This is a genomic window from Thomasclavelia ramosa DSM 1402 (genome assembly GCF_014131695.1).
In the GTDB taxonomy this organism is placed as follows: domain Bacteria; phylum Bacillota_I; class Bacilli_A; order Erysipelotrichales; family Coprobacillaceae; genus Thomasclavelia; species Thomasclavelia ramosa.
In genome coordinates, this window is record NZ_CP036346.1 from 131691 (window position 1) to 151974 (window position 20284).

The 20284-nt window shown below is 33.4% G+C and carries 23 protein-coding genes; 22 read left to right on the top strand and 1 reads right to left on the bottom strand.

Annotation, left to right across the window (positions count from 1 at the left end):
* Positions 1 to 42 precede the first annotated feature (42 nt).
* The 20 genes from EYR00_RS00570 to nspC all read left to right on the top strand — a co-directional run bounded on the left by EYR00_RS00570 (position 43) and on the right by nspC (position 17061).
* Positions 43 to 648 carry an L-threonylcarbamoyladenylate synthase gene (locus EYR00_RS00570; protein ID WP_003535308.1) on the top strand — a complete coding sequence of 202 codons (606 nt, stop codon included), beginning with the start codon at positions 43 to 45 and terminating at the stop codon, positions 646 to 648.
* Positions 645 to 1088, top strand: a complete 444-nt coding sequence (gene rpiB, locus EYR00_RS00575; protein ID WP_003535306.1) for a ribose 5-phosphate isomerase B — start codon at positions 645 to 647, stop codon at positions 1086 to 1088. Before EYR00_RS00570 ends, rpiB begins: the two co-directional genes overlap by 4 nt.
* A gap of 1 nt (position 1089) precedes the next feature.
* Positions 1090 to 2328: a serine hydroxymethyltransferase gene (locus tag EYR00_RS00580; protein WP_003535304.1), complete on the top strand. Its 1239-nt coding sequence runs from the start codon at positions 1090 to 1092 to the stop codon at positions 2326 to 2328.
* Positions 2329 to 2341: 13 nt separating this feature from the next.
* Entirely contained in the window at positions 2342 to 2965 is a 624-nt protein-coding gene (gene upp / locus EYR00_RS00585) for a uracil phosphoribosyltransferase (protein WP_003535302.1), read from the top strand.
* Between the two features lie 171 nt (positions 2966 to 3136).
* Positions 3137 to 3343: an AtpZ/AtpI family protein gene (locus EYR00_RS00590; RefSeq protein WP_003535299.1), complete on the top strand. Its 207-nt coding sequence runs from the start codon at positions 3137 to 3139 to the stop codon at positions 3341 to 3343.
* Entirely contained in the window at positions 3340 to 3693 is a 354-nt protein-coding gene (locus EYR00_RS00595; protein ID WP_003535298.1) for an ATP synthase subunit I, read from the top strand. The genes EYR00_RS00590 and EYR00_RS00595 overlap by 4 nt, the downstream gene beginning before the upstream one ends.
* A 22-nt stretch (positions 3694 to 3715) precedes the next feature.
* Entirely contained in the window at positions 3716 to 4375 is a 660-nt protein-coding gene (locus tag EYR00_RS00600) for a F0F1 ATP synthase subunit A (protein ID WP_008792470.1), read from the top strand.
* A gap of 74 nt (positions 4376 to 4449) precedes the next feature.
* Positions 4450 to 4677, top strand: coding sequence for an ATP synthase F0 subunit C (gene atpE, locus EYR00_RS00605; RefSeq protein WP_003535296.1), 228 nt, complete (start codon positions 4450 to 4452; stop codon positions 4675 to 4677).
* Positions 4678 to 4699: 22 nt separating this feature from the next.
* Positions 4700 to 5200, top strand: coding sequence for a F0F1 ATP synthase subunit B (gene atpF / locus EYR00_RS00610; protein WP_003535295.1), 501 nt, complete (start codon positions 4700 to 4702; stop codon positions 5198 to 5200).
* A complete protein-coding gene (locus tag EYR00_RS00615) occupies positions 5200 to 5733 on the top strand; it encodes a F0F1 ATP synthase subunit delta (protein ID WP_003535294.1) in 534 nt (177 codons plus the stop codon). Before atpF ends, EYR00_RS00615 begins: the two co-directional genes overlap by 1 nt.
* A 9-nt stretch (positions 5734 to 5742) precedes the next feature.
* Positions 5743 to 7266 carry a F0F1 ATP synthase subunit alpha gene (atpA, locus tag EYR00_RS00620; protein ID WP_008792468.1) on the top strand — a complete coding sequence of 508 codons (1524 nt, stop codon included), beginning with the start codon at positions 5743 to 5745 and terminating at the stop codon, positions 7264 to 7266.
* 6 nt (positions 7267 to 7272) lie between these two features.
* Positions 7273 to 8130, top strand: coding sequence for an ATP synthase F1 subunit gamma (atpG, locus tag EYR00_RS00625; RefSeq protein WP_003535292.1), 858 nt, complete (start codon positions 7273 to 7275; stop codon positions 8128 to 8130).
* Positions 8131 to 8141: 11 nt separating this feature from the next.
* Positions 8142 to 9548 (top strand): F0F1 ATP synthase subunit beta, encoded by a 1407-nt coding sequence (gene atpD / locus EYR00_RS00630; protein WP_003535291.1) that lies wholly within the window; start codon positions 8142 to 8144, stop codon positions 9546 to 9548.
* Positions 9541 to 9939, top strand: coding sequence for an ATP synthase F1 subunit epsilon (gene atpC, locus EYR00_RS00635; RefSeq protein ID WP_003535290.1), 399 nt, complete (start codon positions 9541 to 9543; stop codon positions 9937 to 9939). The genes atpD and atpC overlap by 8 nt, the downstream gene beginning before the upstream one ends.
* Positions 9940 to 10797: 858 nt before the next feature.
* On the top strand, positions 10798 to 11583 hold the full coding sequence (gene speD, locus EYR00_RS00640; protein WP_008792466.1) for an adenosylmethionine decarboxylase: 786 nt from the start codon (positions 10798 to 10800) through the stop codon (positions 11581 to 11583).
* Between the two features lie 8 nt (positions 11584 to 11591).
* A complete protein-coding gene (locus EYR00_RS00645; RefSeq protein WP_003535288.1) occupies positions 11592 to 13043 on the top strand; it encodes an aminotransferase class I/II-fold pyridoxal phosphate-dependent enzyme in 1452 nt (483 codons plus the stop codon).
* A 5-nt stretch (positions 13044 to 13048) separates the two neighbouring features.
* Entirely contained in the window at positions 13049 to 13900 is an 852-nt protein-coding gene (speE, locus tag EYR00_RS00650) for a polyamine aminopropyltransferase (RefSeq protein WP_003535286.1), read from the top strand.
* On the top strand, positions 13890 to 14753 hold the full coding sequence (gene speB / locus EYR00_RS00655) for an agmatinase (RefSeq protein WP_003535283.1): 864 nt from the start codon (positions 13890 to 13892) through the stop codon (positions 14751 to 14753). The genes speE and speB overlap by 11 nt, the downstream gene beginning before the upstream one ends.
* Positions 14750 to 15952 carry a saccharopine dehydrogenase family protein gene (locus tag EYR00_RS00660; RefSeq protein ID WP_003535281.1) on the top strand — a complete coding sequence of 401 codons (1203 nt, stop codon included), beginning with the start codon at positions 14750 to 14752 and terminating at the stop codon, positions 15950 to 15952. The genes speB and EYR00_RS00660 overlap by 4 nt, the downstream gene beginning before the upstream one ends.
* Positions 15952 to 17061, top strand: coding sequence for a carboxynorspermidine decarboxylase (nspC, locus tag EYR00_RS00665; protein WP_003535279.1), 1110 nt, complete (start codon positions 15952 to 15954; stop codon positions 17059 to 17061). Before EYR00_RS00660 ends, nspC begins: the two co-directional genes overlap by 1 nt.
* A gap of 17 nt (positions 17062 to 17078) precedes the next feature.
* Here the strand turns inward: nspC and EYR00_RS00670 are convergent, their stop codons facing one another.
* Positions 17079 to 17945 (bottom strand): Cof-type HAD-IIB family hydrolase, encoded by an 867-nt coding sequence (locus EYR00_RS00670; RefSeq protein WP_003535277.1) that lies wholly within the window; start codon positions 17943 to 17945, stop codon positions 17079 to 17081.
* Between the two features lie 225 nt (positions 17946 to 18170).
* Here EYR00_RS00670 and EYR00_RS00675 point away from each other — a divergent pair, with 225 nt between their 5' ends.
* Entirely contained in the window at positions 18171 to 18992 is an 822-nt protein-coding gene (locus EYR00_RS00675) for a putative manganese transporter (protein ID WP_003535275.1), read from the top strand.
* 305 nt (positions 18993 to 19297) lie between these two features.
* The gene (locus EYR00_RS00680) at positions 19298 to 20263 is read left to right on the top strand and encodes an L-lactate dehydrogenase (protein WP_003535272.1); all 966 of its coding nucleotides are present in this window, start codon (positions 19298 to 19300) and stop codon (positions 20261 to 20263) included.
* The last annotated feature ends 21 nt before the right edge of the window (positions 20264 to 20284 follow it).

Here is a 20284-nt window from a genome sequence, read left to right on the forward strand (position 1 = left end):
TTTCAATTATTTATTGTATAATGGGGCAAATGAGGTGATTCCATGAATACAGTTTCAGTCGAAAAAAATGCCATTGAAGAAGTCGCTAAGTTAGTTAGCGATAGTCGAGTTGTGGCTTTTCCAACTGAGACTGTTTTTGGGTTAGGAGTTAAGTTTGGCTCACATCAGGCATTGGATGCACTATATGAATTAAAGCACCGCGATAAAGGAAAAGCAATTTCTATGATGATTAGTAAGGCAGAGGATATTGAAAAATATGCTTATGTTGATGAAACTGCAAAAAAACTTATTGCGGCTTTTATGCCGGGAATGATCACTATCATTTTAAAGAAACGCCCACATATTGATGATTATTTTACGGCTTCACTAGATACTATTGGAATCAGGATACCAGATGATCCATTTGTTTTATCATTATTAGATAAAACAGGACCAATGTTAGTAACTAGCGCCAATCTTTCTGGAGAAAATAGTCTTGTTGACGACAAAGCAGTAATGAAAGTATTTCATGGAAAGATTCCTTTAATTGTTAAAGGTGAAAGCATCAGTAAGGAGGCAAGTACAATTGTTGACTTAAGTAAGGGTAAAGTGGAAATATTAAGATTAGGTGATATTTCTAAGGAACAAATAGCGGAGGTAATTGAATGAAAATTGCAATGGCTTGTGACCATGGTGGCTTAAGACTAAAAAATGTTTTAAAAGATTATTTAGAAGCTAATGGTTACATAGTAGAAGATTTCGGAACATACAGCGAAGATAGTTGTGATTATCCTGATTATGCAGGAAAAGCAGCTAAAGCGGTTGCTAGTGGATCGTGCGACAGAGGGGTTGTCGTATGTGGAACTGGTATCGGTGTAAGTATTACTGCTAATAAAGTGAAAGGAATTCGCTGTGCGTTATGCCACGATGTATTTAGCGCCAAAGCAACTCGAGCACATAATGATACTAACATGATTGCTATGGGGCAACGAGTTATTGGTGAAGGTTTAGCTTTAGAAATTTTAACAGCCTGGTTAGAAGGCAAATATGAAGGTGGTCGACATGACCAGCGGATTGCAAAAATGATGGCTTACGAGGGGGAAGAGTAAAATGAAAGACATCGCAGTATTTGAAAGTGTAGAGAGAGAATTAAATCGTCAAAGAAACAATATTGAGTTAATTGCTTCTGAAAACTTTGTTTCACCAGAAATCTTAGAATTGGCAGGAACTGTATTAACTAATAAATATGCAGAAGGTTATCCAGGAAAAAGATATTATGGTGGATGTAAATTTGTTGATGAAGTGGAAACACTAGCTAAAGAAAGACTATGTAAGATTTATGGTGCTGAGTATGCTAATGTTCAGCCTCATAGTGGAGCGCAAGCAAACACAGCGGTATATATGGCGTTATTAAATCATGGTGATAAGGTATTAGGAATGTCTCTTGCTGATGGTGGACATTTAACACATGGACATCCATTAAACTATTCAGGAATCAATTATGAATTCCACAGTTACGGGGTAACTAAAGAAACTGAAACTATTGATTATGAAGATTTTAAGAAAAAATGCCAAGAGGTCAAACCAAAATTAGTAGTAGCTGGTGCTAGTGCATATTCTAGAACGATTGATTTTGAATACATGGCAAAATGCGCGCATGAAGTTGGGGCGATGTTTATGGTTGATATGGCACATATCGCAGGGTTAGTGGCAGCGGGACTGCATCCATCACCATTTCCTCATGCTGATATTGTAACAACAACGACTCACAAAACTTTACGTGGACCTCGTGGTGGGGTAATTATGTGTAAAGAAAAATATGCAGCTGATATTGATCGTGCGGTGTTCCCAGGAATGCAAGGTGGTCCATTGATGCATATTATTGCTGCTAAAGCCGCTTGTTTTTATGAAGCAATGCAACCAGAATTTAAAGAATATGCAGCTCAAGTAATTAAAAATGCTAAAGCATTAGAAACAGCATTAAAAGAAGAGGGATTCAGATTAGTTGCTGATGGAACTGATAATCATCTGATTTTAATTGATGTAAAAGCAAGTTGCGGTATTTCAGGTAAAAAAGCAGAACGTTTATTAGATGAAATTAATATTACTGCAAATAAAAATGCTATCCCATTTGATACAGAAAAACCATTTAAAGCAAGTGGTATTCGGGTTGGGACCCCTGCAATGACTACTAAAGGATTTACAGAAGAAGATTTTAGAGAAGTAGGTAAGATTATTGCTTATCGCTTAAAAAATGAAGAAACTGATGAAATCAAAGAAGAATGCTTAAAGAGAGTTAGAGCATTAACTGATAAAGTAGAAATGTATCATGATATAAAATACATTTAAGGAGTGAATTTATATGGCAACGACCATCCTCAATCATGCATTAATTGATCATAAATTAACAATTATGCGTGATAAAGATACGAAAACAATCGTATTTAAAGATAACCTAGACGAAATTGCAATGTTAATGGCTTATGAGGTAACTAAAGAATTACCATTAGTTGATAAGGAAATCGTCACACCAATTTGTCCAATGATTGGAAAAGAATTGAAAAAACAAATTATTCTTGTTCCAATCTTAAGAGCGGGGATTGGTTTAGTCGATGGTTTTAGAAGAATTATACCGACTGCTAAGATTGGTCATATAGGAATGGCTCGGAACGAGGAAACTTTAATTCCCGAAGAGTATTATGCTAAATTTCCTAGTGGTTTAGAAGATTCTATCGTAATCATTGTTGATCCGATGTTAGCAACTGGTGGTAGTGCTAGTGCAGCGATTACAAATATTAAAGCCCGTGGTGCTAAAGATATTCGTTTAGTCTGTTTAGTAGGTGCCCCTGAAGGTGTTAAAGTAATTGAAGAAGATCATCCTGATGTTGAATTGATTTTAGCGACGCTTGATGAAAAACTTAATGAAAAAGGCTATATTGTGCCTGGTTTAGGTGATGCCGGTGATCGTTTATTTGGTACTGATTAATATTTGAGATACTTCAAAAGTGGTTAAAACGTCTAATTATGAAATTAATTATAGTGTTTAGTACTGAAATACTTGTTCTATAAATAAATTATCATAGTGTTAAATAATTATTACAAATTTTTATAAGAAGTTTACATAACCAAAAGACTATAGTAGAATACAAGAGGGATTATGGATCAAGATAAGAAGAAAATGTTAAAAGATTTATTCTTTTGCCTACAATTGGGTTTTCAGGTAATTGGAGCATTTCTATTAGCTGTGATTGTTGGGCTGCGCTTAGATAAGTATTTTAATACCCATCCCACGATTCTACTAATTTTATTGTTTTTAGCCTTTGGCTACGTTATTAAAATACTTTTAGGAGCAGGTAAAGAATGAACGAAAAAGATGTTTTAAAACAATCCGTAAAAGTATTTATTGGCGGATTAGTTATCTTTTCTATCGTAGGATTTGTCCTAAAACAAATTAGTTTTCCACTAGGATTTATCTTAGGATATGCGGTCAGCGTTTTATCATTCTATATTATCATTGTAATGAGTGATGTGATCTTAAAAATGGGTCAGGCGATTCGATTTGTTGTAATGATGTTTATAGCTAAGATGTTATTGTATATTGCAGGTTTCATGCTAGCAATCAAATTTGATGATATCTTTAATTTGATCAGTGTTTTCTTTGGATATTTTGTGACCAAGATTACGATCAATATTTTAGGATATATAAAACGCTAAATATTTTAAGGAGGTGAAATGGGTGACAATTCAAGTAGAATTAATTTATTCACTAGTCATTATGGTTTGTTTAGGCGTGTTCTTTGTCTATGCTGGAAAAAAAGTAGCATTGGCGGATCCAACTGTCAAACCAAAAGGAATTGTATTGGTTGTTGAAACGGGAGTTAAAGCTATTGATGATTATATGAAATCAATCATGCCTAAGAAATTTGCCAAGAACTATTATCCATATTTTGCAATGGTATTTTGTTACATATTGGTCAGTAACTTATCAAGTTTGATTGGGTTTGAATCACCAACCTCAAACTACTCTATTACCTTTGCGATGACATTTATTACTTTTATATTGATTCAATATAATGCGTTGAAGAAAAAGGGATTTTTTAAATATGTGTGGGATACTGTGTGGCCCCCAACTAATATTTTAAGTGTCTTATCACCATTAATTTCAATTTCAATGCGTTTATTTGGAAATATTTTGAGTGGATCTATTTTAATGACGTTGATTTATCAATTTACAGCATGGATTTCATTCCATGTAATCAACTTTAACTTTTTAGGTCCAATTATTGCCCCTGTATTCCATTGTTATTTTGATATTTTTGCAGGGTGTATCCAAACATTAGTTTTCGTAACTTTATCATCAATCTTAATTATGATGGAAAACGAAGACGACGAGTAAGCTCTAATCTAGGTATCCTAGTTAGATATAAATTACAAAAAAATATATAGAAAATATTGGAGGAAATTTAAATTATGACAGATGTAGGTTTAATTGCAATTGGTGCAGGTATTGCAGTATGTGCTGGTTTAGGAACAGGTATCGGAGAAGGAATTTGTGCGAGTAAGGCGGTAGAAGCTTTAGGTAGAAATCCTGAAATGGAAGGTAAAATTAGAACGTTAATGATTCTAGGGATTGCATTAACTGAAACTGCAGCTATCTATGGTTTATTAATTTCATTAATTTTATTATTTGTATACTAATATTAGCTAAGGAGGAATACGTATGCCAGATATAGCATCGAAATTATTCCCTAATGTAACTACAATTATTATTCAATTACTTTCAACAGGAGTTTTGCTTCTTGTCTTTAAAAAGTATTTATGGGTTCCCGTTCAAAATTATTTTGCTAAACGGGCAGAATTTATTGAAGGAACTGTAGACGAAGCTAAAGATATGAATGAAAAAGCTAGAGCACTGATGGAAGAAAGTGAAGAACAAGCACGCCAAGCGGCAGTTCAATATCGTGAAATTGTTAATTTAGCTAAAGAAGATGCTTTAAAAACAAAGGCAACGATTCAAGAACAAGCTAATCAGGAATATAAAGCTAAACTTGATCAAGCACGTCGTGAGATTGAGGCTGAAAAAGCGCAGGCAAAAGCAGCGATGAAACAAGAAATTGTTGAGGTTGCGATTGATGTAGCGACTAAAGTTATGAACAAAGAAATGGATACAAAGACTAACAAAGCTTTGGTTGAAGACTTTGTTGAAGAAGTGGTTAACTAATGGATGCAGTAGCAGTAAGATATGCAGAATCACTATTTGATTTAGCTAAAGAGATGAATCAAGTTGAAGCATATTCTAAAGATATTGATTTAATTAGAACTGTTTTTGAAAGTGATCCAAGTTTTGTTCCGTTCTTTAGTCATGTTTTAATAGAAGATGAAGCTAAATGTGCATTATTAGATAAGAGTTTTAAAGGACAGGTTAATGATTATGTCGTTAATTTTCTAAAACTTTTAGTTAGAAAAAGAAGAATGCGTTACGTTATGGAAATAATTGAAGCATTTAAAGCGTTAACGAATGAGCATTTTGGAATCTTAGAAGGTATTTTATATGCTAACTATGATATCAGTGTGCAAGAAGTTAAAGAAGTGGAAGATGCTTTAAGTAAAAAGGAAAATAAAACGATTCGTTTAAGAGTAGTTAATGATCCATCACTGATTGGTGGAATTAAAGTCGAAATAAATAATCGTGTTTTTGATGGCTCTATCAAAAACAAAGTTGCATTATTGAAAAAAGAACTATTAAGAAAGTAGGTGAAAATAGTGGGGCTTAGACCAGATGAAATTAGTGCTTTAATTAAAGAACAAATTAAGCACTTTGATGATGTAATCGAACTTAAAGACGTTGGAACAGTCATGACTGTTGGCGATGGTGTTAGTTTAATTCATGGTTTAGATAATGCCATGCTAGGTGAATTACTTGCCTTCCCTAATGATGTTTATGGAATGGTAATGAACTTAGATGAAGATTGCGTCGGAGCCGTACTACTTGGATCTGAAAGTACGATTAAAGAAGGAGACGAAGTTAAACGTACTGGAAAGATTATGGAAATACCAGTTGGGGATGAGATGTTAGGTCGAGTTGTAAATCCTTTAGGACAAGCAATTGATGGTAATGGAGAAATCATTACAGCACATACTCGCCCAATTGAAAGAGTTGCCAGCGGGGTTATGACAAGAAAGTCAGTTGACCAACCGTTACAAACAGGAATTACTTCGATTGATGCAATTATTCCAATCGGTCGGGGTCAACGTGAGTTGATTATTGGAGATCGTCAAACAGGAAAGACTGCGATTGCAATCGATACTATTTTAAATCAAAAAGATCAAGATATTTATTGTGTTTACGTAGCAATTGGACAAAAGAATTCAACTGTTGCCCAAATTGTTGAAAAGTTACGTAAAGGTGGCGCAATGGAATATACAACAGTTGTGTCAGCATCTGCTAGTGAACTTGCACCAGTGCAATATATTGCACCGTATGCAGGATGTGCAATTGCTGAAGAATGGTTAGATCAAGGTAAAGATGTTTTAATTGTTTATGATGATCTATCTAAGCATGCCGTTGCTTATCGTACGGTATCATTATTATTAAAAAGACCACCAGGGCGTGAAGCTTATCCTGGAGATGTCTTCTATTTACATTCGAGATTATTAGAAAGAGCATGCCGCTTAAATGAAGAGAATGGTGGGGGTTCAATCACAGCCTTACCAATTATTGAAACACAAGCAGGTGATATCTCAGCATATATTCCAACTAACGTAATTTCAATTACAGATGGACAAATTTTCTTACAACAAGAATTATTCAATGCTGGATTTAGACCAGCAATTGATACTGGACTTTCGGTAAGTCGGGTTGGTTCAGCTGCACAAATCAAAGCAATGAAGCAAGTATCAGGTTCATTAAAACTTGAATTAGCGCAGTATGCTGAAATGCAAGCATTTGCTCAATTTGGTTCAGACTTAGATGCTGCTACGAAAGCAACTTTAGATCATGGTGCAAAAGTGCGTGAGGTTTTAAAACAAGCACAATATTCACCACGAACTGTATCAACGCAAGTAATTACATTATTTGCTTTAAAATATGGATTTACTAAGACATTAGAAGTGGAACAGGTGTCTGCTTTTATGGATCAGTTAGTTGAACATATCAATATGACGCAAAGAGATATTATTGATGAAATCAATGAACAAAAAGCAATTTCTGCTGATTTAGAAAAACGCATGAAAGATGTTATGAGTGCTTTTGTAACACAATTCGAAAAAACTCAAACAAAGGGGTAGTTAACTATGCCTGGAGGAATGCAAGAAATTAAGCGGAGAATTAAATCAGTTGAATCGACTAAAAAAATTACTAAAGCAATGGAATTAGTCGCAACTTCTAAACTTCGTAAAACAAGAAATCAATTAGAACAGTCGAAACCTTATTATACTAATGTTGCTCAAACTGTAGCGGAGATCTTAGCTAATTGTAAGGGTAATAATGATAGTATCTATTTAGTTGAAAATAAAGATATTGAAAAAGAAGTATTTATTGTTATTGCTTCAAGTCTAGGACTATGTGGTGGATATAATGCCAATATCTTTAAAGAAATTAAAGGTGCAATCAAACCAGGTGATTATGTTTATAGTATTGGTTCAAAGGCAACTAGTTATTTATTAAAAAATCATCAAGGGGTAACGGATCATAAGTTTGATGATTTAAATACAACTTTTGATTTTAAAGATGTAACTAAGTTAGTTGCTGAATTAACTAAAATGTATCGTGAAAAAGAAATTAGTAAAATTAAGATCGTTTATACGGAGTTTGTTAATAACTTAACATTTAGACCAAGAATTGTTACGTTATTACCTGTTGATCCAAGTGATTTTGACCATATTGAAATCTCAAAGAAATCAACATTATTTGAACCAAGTCCAGAGGAAGTATTAGATAGTTTGATTCCAATGTATCTTCAAGCAGTGATTTATGGTTATATCATTGAATCAGCTACAAGTGAAAATGCCGCACGAAGAACATCAATGGAAAATGCTAATGATAATGCCGATGAACTTACAGAACAATTATTATTAAAATACAATCAAGCTCGTCAAACTGCGATTACTAATGAAATTAGTGAAATCGTAGCAGGAGCTAATGCACAATAAGGAGGTGCCGTATGTCACAAAATATTGGTAAAATAATTAGTGCCAAAGGGCCAGTAATTGATATCCAATTTGATGGTGATAACAATTTACCAGCATTAAATACGGCGATTGAAATCCAAAATGGTGATGAACTTCTAGTAGTTGAAGTCGCTCAACATATCGGAGATGATGTAGTTCGTTGTGTTGCAATGGGACCAACTGATGGGGTAAAACGAGGAATGGATGCTCTTAATACGGGAAATCCAATTTCTGTACCTGTCGGAAATGAAACTCTAGGAAGAATGTTCAACGTTTTAGGACAACCAATCGATGGTAAAGAAGCATTAGGTGATAGCACTAAGAAAATGCCAATTCACCGATCTGCACCGACATATGCCGAACAAAGAACAGAAACTGAAATTCTTGAAACGGGAATTAAAGTAGTTGATTTGATCTGCCCATTTATCAAAGGTGGAAAGATTGGATTATTCGGTGGTGCCGGAGTAGGTAAAACAGTATTGATTCAAGAATTCATTAATAACATTGCTACAGAACATGGTGGTTTATCAGTTTTTGCTGGAGTTGGTGAACGTAGCCGTGAAGGTAATGATTTATATTATGAAATGAAGGAAAGTGGTGTTTTATCTAAAACAACACTAGTATTTGGACAGATGAATGAACCCCCAGGAGCTCGTTTAAGAGTTGCTTTAACGGGTCTTACTATGGCAGAAGAATTCCGTGATGAACAAGGTCAGGATGTCTTATTATTCATCGATAATATTTTCCGTTTTACTCAAGCTGGATCTGAAGTATCTGCCTTACTTGGACGGGTACCATCACAAGCTGGGTATCAGCCAACTTTAGCAACCGAAATGGGTGCTTTACAAGAACGGATTACATCAACTAAAAAAGGATCTATTACTTCAGTTCAAGCGGTATATGTACCTGCTGATGACTTAACTGATCCTGCTCCAGCAACAACATTTGCTCATCTTGATGCTAAAGTAGTATTAGATCGTTCAATTGCGGCTTTAGGAATTTATCCTGCCGTAGATCCATTAAATTCTTCATCAAGAGCCCTTGATCCATTAGTTGTAGGGACTGAACACTATGAGGTAGCCCATGGGGTTCAACAAATCTTACAACGGTTCCAAGAATTACAAGATATTATTGCTATTTTAGGAATGGATGAGTTAGGTGAAGAAGATAAATTAACAGTAGCTCGGGCTCGTCGTGTCCGTAACTACTTATCACAACCATTTACAGTAGCTAGTCAGTTTACTGGTATGGATGGTAAATATGTCCGTGTTGCTGATACAATCAAAGGATTTAAAGAAATCCTGGAAGGTAAGCATGATGATTTACCAGAGCAAGCATTCCACAATGTAGGTACAATTGAAGAAGCTATTGAAAAAGCGAAGACATTAGCAAATGACTAAATTTAAGCTTAAGATAGTAACACCAAGTGGTATCTACCAAGAAGTGGAAGTTAATCAGTTAAATCTTCGCACAACAGCAGGACAGGTAGGAATCTTGGCTCATCATATGCCTTTAGCAAGCGGGATTGAAATCTCGGAGATGAGTTATATCATTGATAAACAACGTCATATATTTGCCATCGGTGGTGGATTTATATATGTTAATGATGATGAAACAAAAATAATTGCTAATTCAATTGAATCTAAAGAGGAAATTGATTTGAACCGTGCTAAAGAAGCTAAACGTCGGGCGGAACAAAGAATTAAGGAAGTAACCGAAAAAACTGACTTATTGCGGGCTGAAATTGCACTTAAAAAGGCAATTACTAGAATAAATGTTAAAGAATTATAATTATAAAAGTCTGACTTAGGTTAGACTTTTTAATATAAACGGTATTTAATTAATTATAAATTATATTTGATTGATAAATTAAACTGATTAAGTTACAATAATATCAAGAAAGTGATTAATATGTATACAGTAATTATTGGGGATACTAAGAACTAGTATTAACAGCAAGGTCGATTGCATGTTATAATAAGATTGCAGAAGATAGTGATTTTGCCGAATATTATCTGATTGGGACACTTTATAGTGTCCTTATAACAATTTTATTTTATATTATTTTGTTTAAAATATAATACAAAAGGTTTATAAAATGATTCAGGTGAGAGCCTGGATTTTTTTATAAATATGTTGAATATCCTAGTTTTATTAATTTAATTATTCTTTTTAAAGAAATTTATTATAATTATATTTTTATCAAAAATATTTAGTATATTAAACAATAAATTTTATTTTATAAAATTAGGATTGCTTTTTAAAAACTAATGATTTATAATTTAGATATTGCAAAAGGAGTTATCTATTTTGCGGGAATCTTTTGACCACTCTTAGGAGTTAAAGCCATACGGACAGCTAGGTCAAAGGCCGGACCGGCAACTTTGTTGCCTTATTGATAGAACGAAAGTTCGAATTTTATAAGTTGATGCTAAATTCCTTAGCATTGAGTTGGTGACTATACAACCGTGTGCTTAGGCACATCACACTTGTGAAACAATCAATAAGAGTAGTAAAAGTAATTCTTGCTATATAGACTCTGACGCTAATAATATAGGATATTTTTTGATGTTCTAATAATATGTCGTATTGATACTCAAGTGGGATTGTACCTGCTTGAGTTTTTTTTATGGAGAAGGGGAAACTGGTATGAATGAGAAATTAAAATTATATGGTTTTAATAACCTAACTAAATCATTAAGTTTTAATATTTACGATGTTTGCTATGCTAAAGGTCAGAGGGAACAAAAAGATTATATTGCTTACATTGATGAGCAGTATAATTCAAAGCGATTGACTGATATTCTTTATGAAGTAGCTAATATGATTGGAGCCCATGTATTAAATGTTTCAAAACAAGATTATGATCCCCAAGGCGCCAGTGTAACAATGTTATTAGCGGAAGAAGAGATGTTAGAAAGTCGTCAAGGAAAAATGGAAGAAGTTGATGATCGAGTTATTTTAGGGCATTTAGATAAGAGTCATATTACTGTTCATACGTATCCTGAATATCATCCAGAAACAAGTATTGCGACATTTAGGGTAGATATTGATGTGGCTACTTGTGGAGAAATATCACCGTTGTCAACGTTAGATTTTTTAATTAGCAGCTTTGACTCTGATATCATTACAATGGATTATCGGGTCCGCGGTTTTACTCGGGATATTAAGGGAAAGAAACTTTTTATGGATAGCCCAATGACTTCGATTCAACAGTTTATTGATGTTAAAACATTACTTAACTATGATGCTACAGATATTAATGTATATCAGGCTAATTTGTACCATACGAAGATGTTAATCAAAGAAATTGATTTACAAAATTACTTATTTAAAACAGATATCTATGAATTGCCGCCAAAGGTAAGACTTGAGATAACGAATAATTTACGACAAGAAATGATTGAGATTTACAGTGGAAGTAATATTTTTTAGGAGGCAATATGAAAGTAGATCAAAGTAGAATGCCTATTTATGAAGCTTTACAGCAAATGAAAAGAGAACGTTTAGTTCCCTTTGATGTTCCTGGCCATAAACATGGTAAAGGAAATCCAGAATTGACAGATTTTTTAGGTGAAAAGTGTATGAGTATCGATGTTAATTCAATGAAGCCATTGGATAATTTATGTCATCCAGTTTCGGTAATCAAAGAAGCAGAAGAATTAGCAGCTGATGCTTTTAGTGCCGCTCATGCTTTTTTTATGGTAGGCGGAACGACTTCAGCAGTTCAAAGTATGATTATGGCAAGTGTAAAAGCAGGAGAAAAAATTATTATGCCACGTAATGTCCATCGTAGTGCCATTAATGCGATGATCTTGACTGGGGCGGTTCCGATTTATGTAAATCCTGATGTTGATAAACGATTAGGAATATCTCTAGGTATGTCACTTGATCAAGTAGAGCAAGTAATCAAAGATAATCCCGATGCAAAAGCAATCTTAGTAAATAATCCTACGTATTATGGGATATGTTCAAATTTAAAAGCGATTGTTGCATTGGCACATAAGCATAATATGCTTGCTTTGGTAGATGAAGCACATGGAACACACTTTTATTTCAATGATGATTTACCGATGTCAGCGATGGAGGCTGGAGCAGACATGGCGAGTGTCAGTATGCATAAATCAGGTGGAAGCTTGACGCAAAGCTCTTTCTTACTGTTAGGAGAAAATGTAAATGCTGATTATGTACGTCAGGTTGTTAATTTGACACAAACAACAAGCGGTTCGTATTTATTGATGGCAAGTCTAGATATGTCACGTAAAAATTTAGCTATACATGGTAATGAGATTTTTAACAGGGTTCGTCGCCTTGCGGGATACGCACGCACAGAAATCAATCAAATTGGTGATTATTATGCTTATTGTAAGGAATTGATCAATGGGGATAGTGTTTATGATTTTGATGTAACGAAATTATCAATATTTACACTTGATATCGGATTGGCTGGAATCGAAGTATATGATTTATTAAGAGATGAGTATGGGATTCAAATTGAATTTGGTGATATTGGAAATATTCTTGCTTATATCTCAGTCGGTGATAGTGAAGCAAATATTGAGCGTTTAATCGGAGCACTTTTGGAAATACGCCGGCGGTTTAAGAAGGATCGGACAGGAATGTTTGATCATGAATATATTAATCCTGAAGTAGTTATTTCTCCTCAAGCAGCTTTTTATGGAGAAAAAGAATCGTTGCCGCTTTATCAAAGTATTGATCGAGTCTGCAGTGAATTTGTTATGTGTTATCCTCCGGGAATTCCAATTTTAGCACCGGGTGAAAGGATCACGAAAGAAATTCTAGATTATATTCAATATGCTAAAGAAAAAGGGTGCTTTATGACTGGTCCTGAAGATATGGCAATAAATAAACTTAATGTTTTAAAGGGGAGATGAAATAAATGGAATTATGGTTTACGGAGAGACATACAAATGGTGTGAATTTTTCGATTAAAGTAGATTGTCAGTTATTTAGTGGTCAAAGTGAATTCCAGAAAATTGATATTTTTGACTCAAAAGAATTTGGACGATTTTTAGCGCTAGACGGTTATATGATGCTAACGGAAAAAGATGAGTTCATTTATCATGAAATGATTGTTCATGTTCCTATGGCAGTTCATCCTGAAGTCAAAAAAGTATTAGTAATTGGAGCAGGAGACGGGGGTGTAATTAGAGAATTATGCCGTTATGAAACGATTGAAAAGATTGATATGGTTGAAATAGATGAGTTAGTTGTTGAAGTAAGTAAAAAATATTTACCGATGACAGCATGTTGTTTTGATGATCCGCGATTACAAATCTATTATCAAGATGGGTTAAAGTTTGTTAGAGGTAAAGAAAATGAATATGATTTGATCATTGTTGATTCAACAGATCCTTTTGGACCGGGGGAAGGACTGTTTACAAAGGAATTTTATGGTAACTGTTATAAAGCATTAAATGATACAGGAATTATGGTTAATCAACATGAAAGTCCTTTTTATCAAGAAGATGCTGTTGCAATGCAACGGGCTCATAAACGAATTGTTGAAAGTTTTCCGATTTCTCGAGTCTATCAAGCGCATATTCCTACCTATCCTTCAGGGCATTGGTTATTTGGTTTTGCTTCAAAAAAATATCATCCCATCAAAGATTTTCAAAAAACAAAATGGAATGCTCGAGGGATGAAAACAAAGTATTATAATACCGGCATTCATGTAGGTTCGTTTGCATTACCAAATTATGTAGAGGAGTTATTAAGAGATGTGGAATAAAAATATACAGACGTTTATTGGACTAGAGGCATCGTTTGATGAAGCTGAGTGTGTAATCTTTGGAGCCCCAATGGATAGTACCACCTCATATCGACCGGGAACTCGTTTTGCTTCATCTTCAATGCGCCAAGAGTCATTTGGTCTAGAGACATACAGTCCCTATCAGGATAAAGATTTAGAAGATATTAAAGTTTTTGATGGTGGTGATCTTGAATTACCATTTGGAAATCCCCGCAAAGCATTAGATATAATCAAAGTAACAACAAAAACAATTATTAAAGCAAATAAATTACCATGTATGATTGGTGGCGAACATCTTGTTACGTTAGGAGCTTTTGAGGCAGTATTTGAGAAATATCCAGAGATACGTGTTATTCATTTCGATGCTCATACCGATCTACGTGATGAGTATTTAGGTGAAAAACTTTCCCATGCTTCTGTGATTAGACGAATATATGATTTAATTGGTGATAATAAAATATATCAATTTGGAATTCGTAGTGGTGAACGAGAAGAGTTTTGCTTTGCTAGAGAACATACTAATTTAAATAAATTTAATTTTACAGGACTATCAAAAGCAATTGAGGCATGCCGCGGGTATCCGGTGTATTTTACAATTGATCTAGATGTCTTGGATCCCAGTGTATTTCCAGGAACAGGAACGCCCGAAGCAGGAGGCGTGACTTTTATGGAACTATTAGAGGCGATGATTGTTGTAAGTGAGCTAAATGTAGTAGCTATGGATATTAATGAATTATCACCTGTTTATGATCAAAGTGGAGGATCAACGGCAGTCGCTTGCAAAGTATTAAGGGAATTATTATTAGCAATGAATAAAGGAGAAAATAAATGAAAAGAACGTTAATTATTGGTTGTGGTGGAGTTGCAACAGTAGCGATTCACAAATGTTGTCAAAACAGTGAGATATTTGAAGAAATTATGATTGCGTCAAGAACAAAAAGTAAATGTGATAAACTAAAAGCGCAGTTAGATGGGAAAACAAAAACAATTATTCATACAGCACAAGTTGATGCTGATAATGTTGAAGAGCTAGTTGCTTTAATGAAAGATTTCCAACCAGAGGTAGTTTTGAATCTTGCATTACCATACCAAGATTTAAAAATTATGGATGCTTGTTTGGAAGCTGGTTGTCATTATGTAGACACCGCTAACTATGAGCCGGAAGATACAGCAAAATTTGAGTATAGCTGGCAATGGGCATACCGTGAAAAATTTGAACAGGCGGGATTAACAGCGATTCTTGGATGTGGTTTTGATCCTGGGGTAACTGGTGTATTTAGTGCTTACGCTTTAAAGCATGAATTTGATGAAATTAATTATATTGATATTTTAGACTGTAATGGTGGGGATCATGGATATCCATTTGCAACAAATTTTAATCCAGAAATTAATATTCGCGAAGTATCTGCCAACGGAAGTTATTGGGAAGATGGACATTGGGTAGAGACAAAACCAATGGAAATTAAACGTGAATATGATTTTGCCCAAGTTGGTAAAAAAGATATGTATTTGTTGCATCACGAAGAGCTGGAGTCATTGGGTTTAAATATTCCGGGAATCAAACGAATTAGATTCTTTATGACTTTTGGCGAAAGCTATTTAACACATCTAAAGTGCTTAGAAAATGTAGGAATGACATCGATTGAACCAATTGAATATGAAGGTAAACAGATTATTCCATTGCAATTTTTAAAAGCAGTTCTACCAGATCCTGCCAGCTTAGGACCACGAACAGTTGGCAAAACAAATATTGGATGCATTTATCAAGGGAAAAAAGACGGTCAAGAAAAAAAATATTATTTATATAATGTATGCGACCATCAAGAATGTTATAAGGAAGTTGGGTCTCAAGCCGTTAGTTATACTACAGGAGTTCCGGCAATGATTGGAACGATGCTGTTATTACAAGGTCAATGGAAGAGAGCCGGTGTTTATAATGTTGAAGAATTTGACCCGGATCCATTTATGGAAGCATTAAATAAATGGGGATTGCCATGGATTGAAGATCATAATCCGGTATTAGTAGATTAATGAAGACACCATATTATTTAATTGATGAACAATTATTAGAAAAAAATTTAAAAATACTTTATACGGTTAAAGAACGAACTGGTTGTAAAATTCTATTGGCTCAAAAATGTTTTTCAATGTTCAGTGTTTACCCTCTAATAGCTGAATATTTAGATGGGACAACTGCTAGTGGACTATATGAAGCTAAGCTTGGCTATGAAGAGATGCATAAAGAAAATCATGTTTTTAGTACCGCCTATCGTGATGATGAAATTGAAGAAATCATGAATATATGTGACCATGTAGTCTTTAATTCATTTAATCAGTGGCAAAAATATCAAAATCTAGCAAAACAAACAAGTACTTCATGTGGAATTAGAATCAATCCTGAATGTTCAACTCAAATAGGTCATGAAATCTATGATCCTTGCGCAAAGTTTTCACGAATGGGGGTAACATTAGAAAACTTTAAGGAAGAACTGCTTGAGGGAATAGAGGGACTGCATTTTCATACTCTATGTGAACAAAACAGCGATGATTTAATAACTACTATTAGGGCTGTTGAAGAAAAATTTGGTAAGTATTTAGGACAAATGAAATGGTTGAATTTTGGTGGTGGTCATCATATTACTCGTAAAGACTATGATCTTGAAAAATTAATAAAAATTATTAATGAAATAAAAGAAAAATATCAAGTACAAGTATATTTAGAGCCAGGTGAAGCTGTGGCTTTAAATGCTGGGTTTCTAGTTTCCAGTGTTCTAGATATTATCCACAATGGTATGGCTATCGCAATTATGGATACTTCAGCAGCTTGTCATATGCCAGATGTATTAGAGATGCCGTATCGACCAGAAATTATCGATAGTGCACTACCAAATGTTAAAACATACACATATCGCTTAGGAGGACCAACTTGTTTAGCTGGAGATATTATTGGTGATTATTCATTTGACCAGCCTTTACAGGTAGGACAACAGTTATGGTTTAAAGATATGGCAATTTATTCAATGGTAAAAAATAATACTTTTAATGGGATGAACTTACCTAGTATTGTTTTAAAACAAAAAGAAAAACTTAAAATAATCAAAGAATTCAATTATTGTGATTTTAAAAATCGGTTGTCATAAAAAATTAGGCTGTTAGCCTAATTTTTATCTTTAATAAGATCATCAAATAAATATTCTAACATATTTAAGACACCCTCATGTCGATTATTTTTGAAAGTAAGATAGGTAGCTTTTTTCTTTAATGAGGAAAGACCATTTTTCATAATAATCCCAATACCGGCATTGTTTAATAATTCTTCATCATTACCACTATCTCCAAAAGCTAAGACATTTTCTAAATTTAAATTATTTAACTGACATAAATATTTTACAGCATAACATTTATTGACTTCTGCTTTAACAACTTCAACACAGTAACGGTTGGTGTAATAATATTGATATAGTCCAGGAAATTTTGTTTGTGCAGCAGCTTCAAAAAGCTTTAATTTTCTAGGTGAAGAAAGTAAACAAATTTTTCCAAGTTTATTCCAAGGTACTACAGCAGTATTTTTATAAAAAGTGAGGTCGGGATAACGTTTAGTAAATATTCGAATCAAGGGGATTAAAAAGTATAGCCAATTATTTAAAATCATTTGATATTTATGATCAAAATTAGCACGTATATTTAACCGGTAATAAAGGGATAATTGAAGTAGTTCGTTAATTTCTATTTGTTCTAAAAAAGAAAAAGATCTACACTTATTGTGAGTAAGATCATAAATCTCTATTCCATTACAGCAAATCACATAGCCATGATATTTTTCCAGCTGTAATTGTTCAATGTATGGCTTTAATTCATAAAAGAAGCGACCTGTTGCAAGAACAAGAGTATAACCATTTTCTTGTAATTTAATTAAATAAGTGATTGTAGCTGATGATATTTCTTTTTTATGGTTAAACAGTGTGCCATCAAGATCACAAACAATCATTTTTATTTTATTTAACTGCTTTTTTGTTATTTTCATTATTCTCGATCCCTTTGTTATTTAATGATTCCATTTTAGCTAATATTTCTTAAATCATCAAGATAAGGATTATAAATATTATGTTAAGACAAAAACAGCGCTTTATTTTTGTATAATTGAGCGTATAATAGAGAAATAAGTTTGAAATTATATAAGAATATGGTAAACTAAACAAAGTCTATATAAAAGTTATGCTAGTCTAACAATTGAGATAGGAGTGATTTAATGGAAATATTATTAGAACCAATTCAAGAATCCCTGATGACAGTACCAGTATTATTTTTGGCCTGCTTATTAGTAGAATACATATCTAATCGTGATGTTGTCAATAAGGTAATGGAGTTTGGAAAAGTCGGTCCTTTTATCGGAGCGATTTTAGGAAGTATCCCTCAGTGTGGTTTTTCAGTTATTGCGGCCCGATTATATTCGATGCGTTACTTGACAATGGGAACTTTATTATCAATCTTTATTGCCACAAGTGATGAAGCTTTGGCTATTTTAGTAGTACATCCTGATTTATGGGAAATGTTAGTTGTTTTAATTGTTTTAAAAATTGTTTTAGGTACAGTTACCGGTTATGTAGTAGATCGTTTGAATCATCGAAGTCATGATGATTATGAATATTTACAAGTAGAGCCTTGTGATTGTGGTTGTCAAAATGGTATTTGGTTACCGGCTTTACGACATACACTCAATATTTTTATCTTTATTTTATTAACAAATATCGTCTTTACATTAATTATTGCGGGGATTGGTGAAGAAACAGTAACCAACCTTTTAAAAACAAATTGGATATTCCAGCCAATCATTGCGGGAGTTATTGGTTTTATCCCTAATTGTGCTGGTTCAGTTATACTGACACAATTATATGTGTCCGGTGGTTTAAGTTTTGGTGCATTACTGACAGGTTTAACGACAAGTGCCGGTGTAGGAACATTAGCTTTAATAAAATATAATGAGAATAAAAAAGACACATTTAAAATATTATTTATTTCGTATGTTATTGCTTTAGTGGTTGGTTATATAGCCTCATTAGTAATGCTATAGATTAAGAGGTTCTTAATTAGTAAGAACCCTTTTTGGTTACAAAATAAATTATTTATAGTTGAAAAAGAATCTATTTAAAAGATAGTGGTTATAGTATGTTATTAAATAATACTATAACCTTTTATTATACTATCATGGATTTAGAAAGATTCGTTACCACTTATTAATTTGTAAGAAATTTTATGACTAAAGAATTGTTATCCTGGTTTAATTTTATAATAAATGAGTACAATAAATTAATAGAGCATATCAAATGACAATTTTAGTAATAAATACTATTATGGTTTTGTAAGGAGGAACTAACAATGAGACAAGATGATGATTTGAAAAAGGTTGTATTAGTAGGGACTGGTTTTGTAGGAATGTCAATGGCATATTCTATTTTAAATACTGGTGGTATTGATGAACTTGTATTAATAGATGTGGATCAAGAAAAAGCAATTGGAGAGGCAATGGATATTAGCCACGGTCTACCATATAGTAAAAGTAGTTTAAAGGTTAAAGCTGGTGGTTATGATGAATGTAAAGATGCTGATATTGTTGTAATTACTGCTGGAGCTGCTCAAAAACCAAATCAAACAAGATTGGAATTAGCTAGTGTTAATGCAAAAATTATGAAATCTATTACTGAGCAAATTATGGCTAGTGGATTTGATGGAATTATTATCGTTGCAAGTAATCCTGTTGATTTGATGAGTTATGTAGTCCAAAAAGTATCAGGATTACCAACAAGCCGTGTAATTGGTAGTGGGACTATTTTAGATACAGCTAGATTACGTTATTTATTAAGTGAGTATTTGAACATTTCCTCAACAAATATTCATGCGTATATATTAGGTGAACATGGTGATTCTTCATTTGTACCATGGATGAATACTTATATTGGCTGCAAGAGTATGATGGAATATATTGTGGAAATGAATATCGATATGAACGAGATGCATAAAATTTATAAAGAAGTACAACAAGCTGCATATGAGATAATTAAACGTAAAAATGCAACTTATTATGGTATAGGTCTATCTTTAAATCGTTTAATTACAGCAATTTTAAGTGATGAAAATGCCGTATTAACAGTTTCTGCATATCAACAAGGTGAATATAAGCAAGAAGGGCTATATATCGGGGTACCTGCAATCATTAATCGTCAAGGGATTAGTAAGATCATGACACTGCATTTAAATAATGTAGATCAACATAAATTTGATCGTAGCTGTGAAACTTTAAAAGAGATGATTGATGGTGAATTAGAGGCAATTATTAATAGCTAATCTATGATATAATGAGGAAGA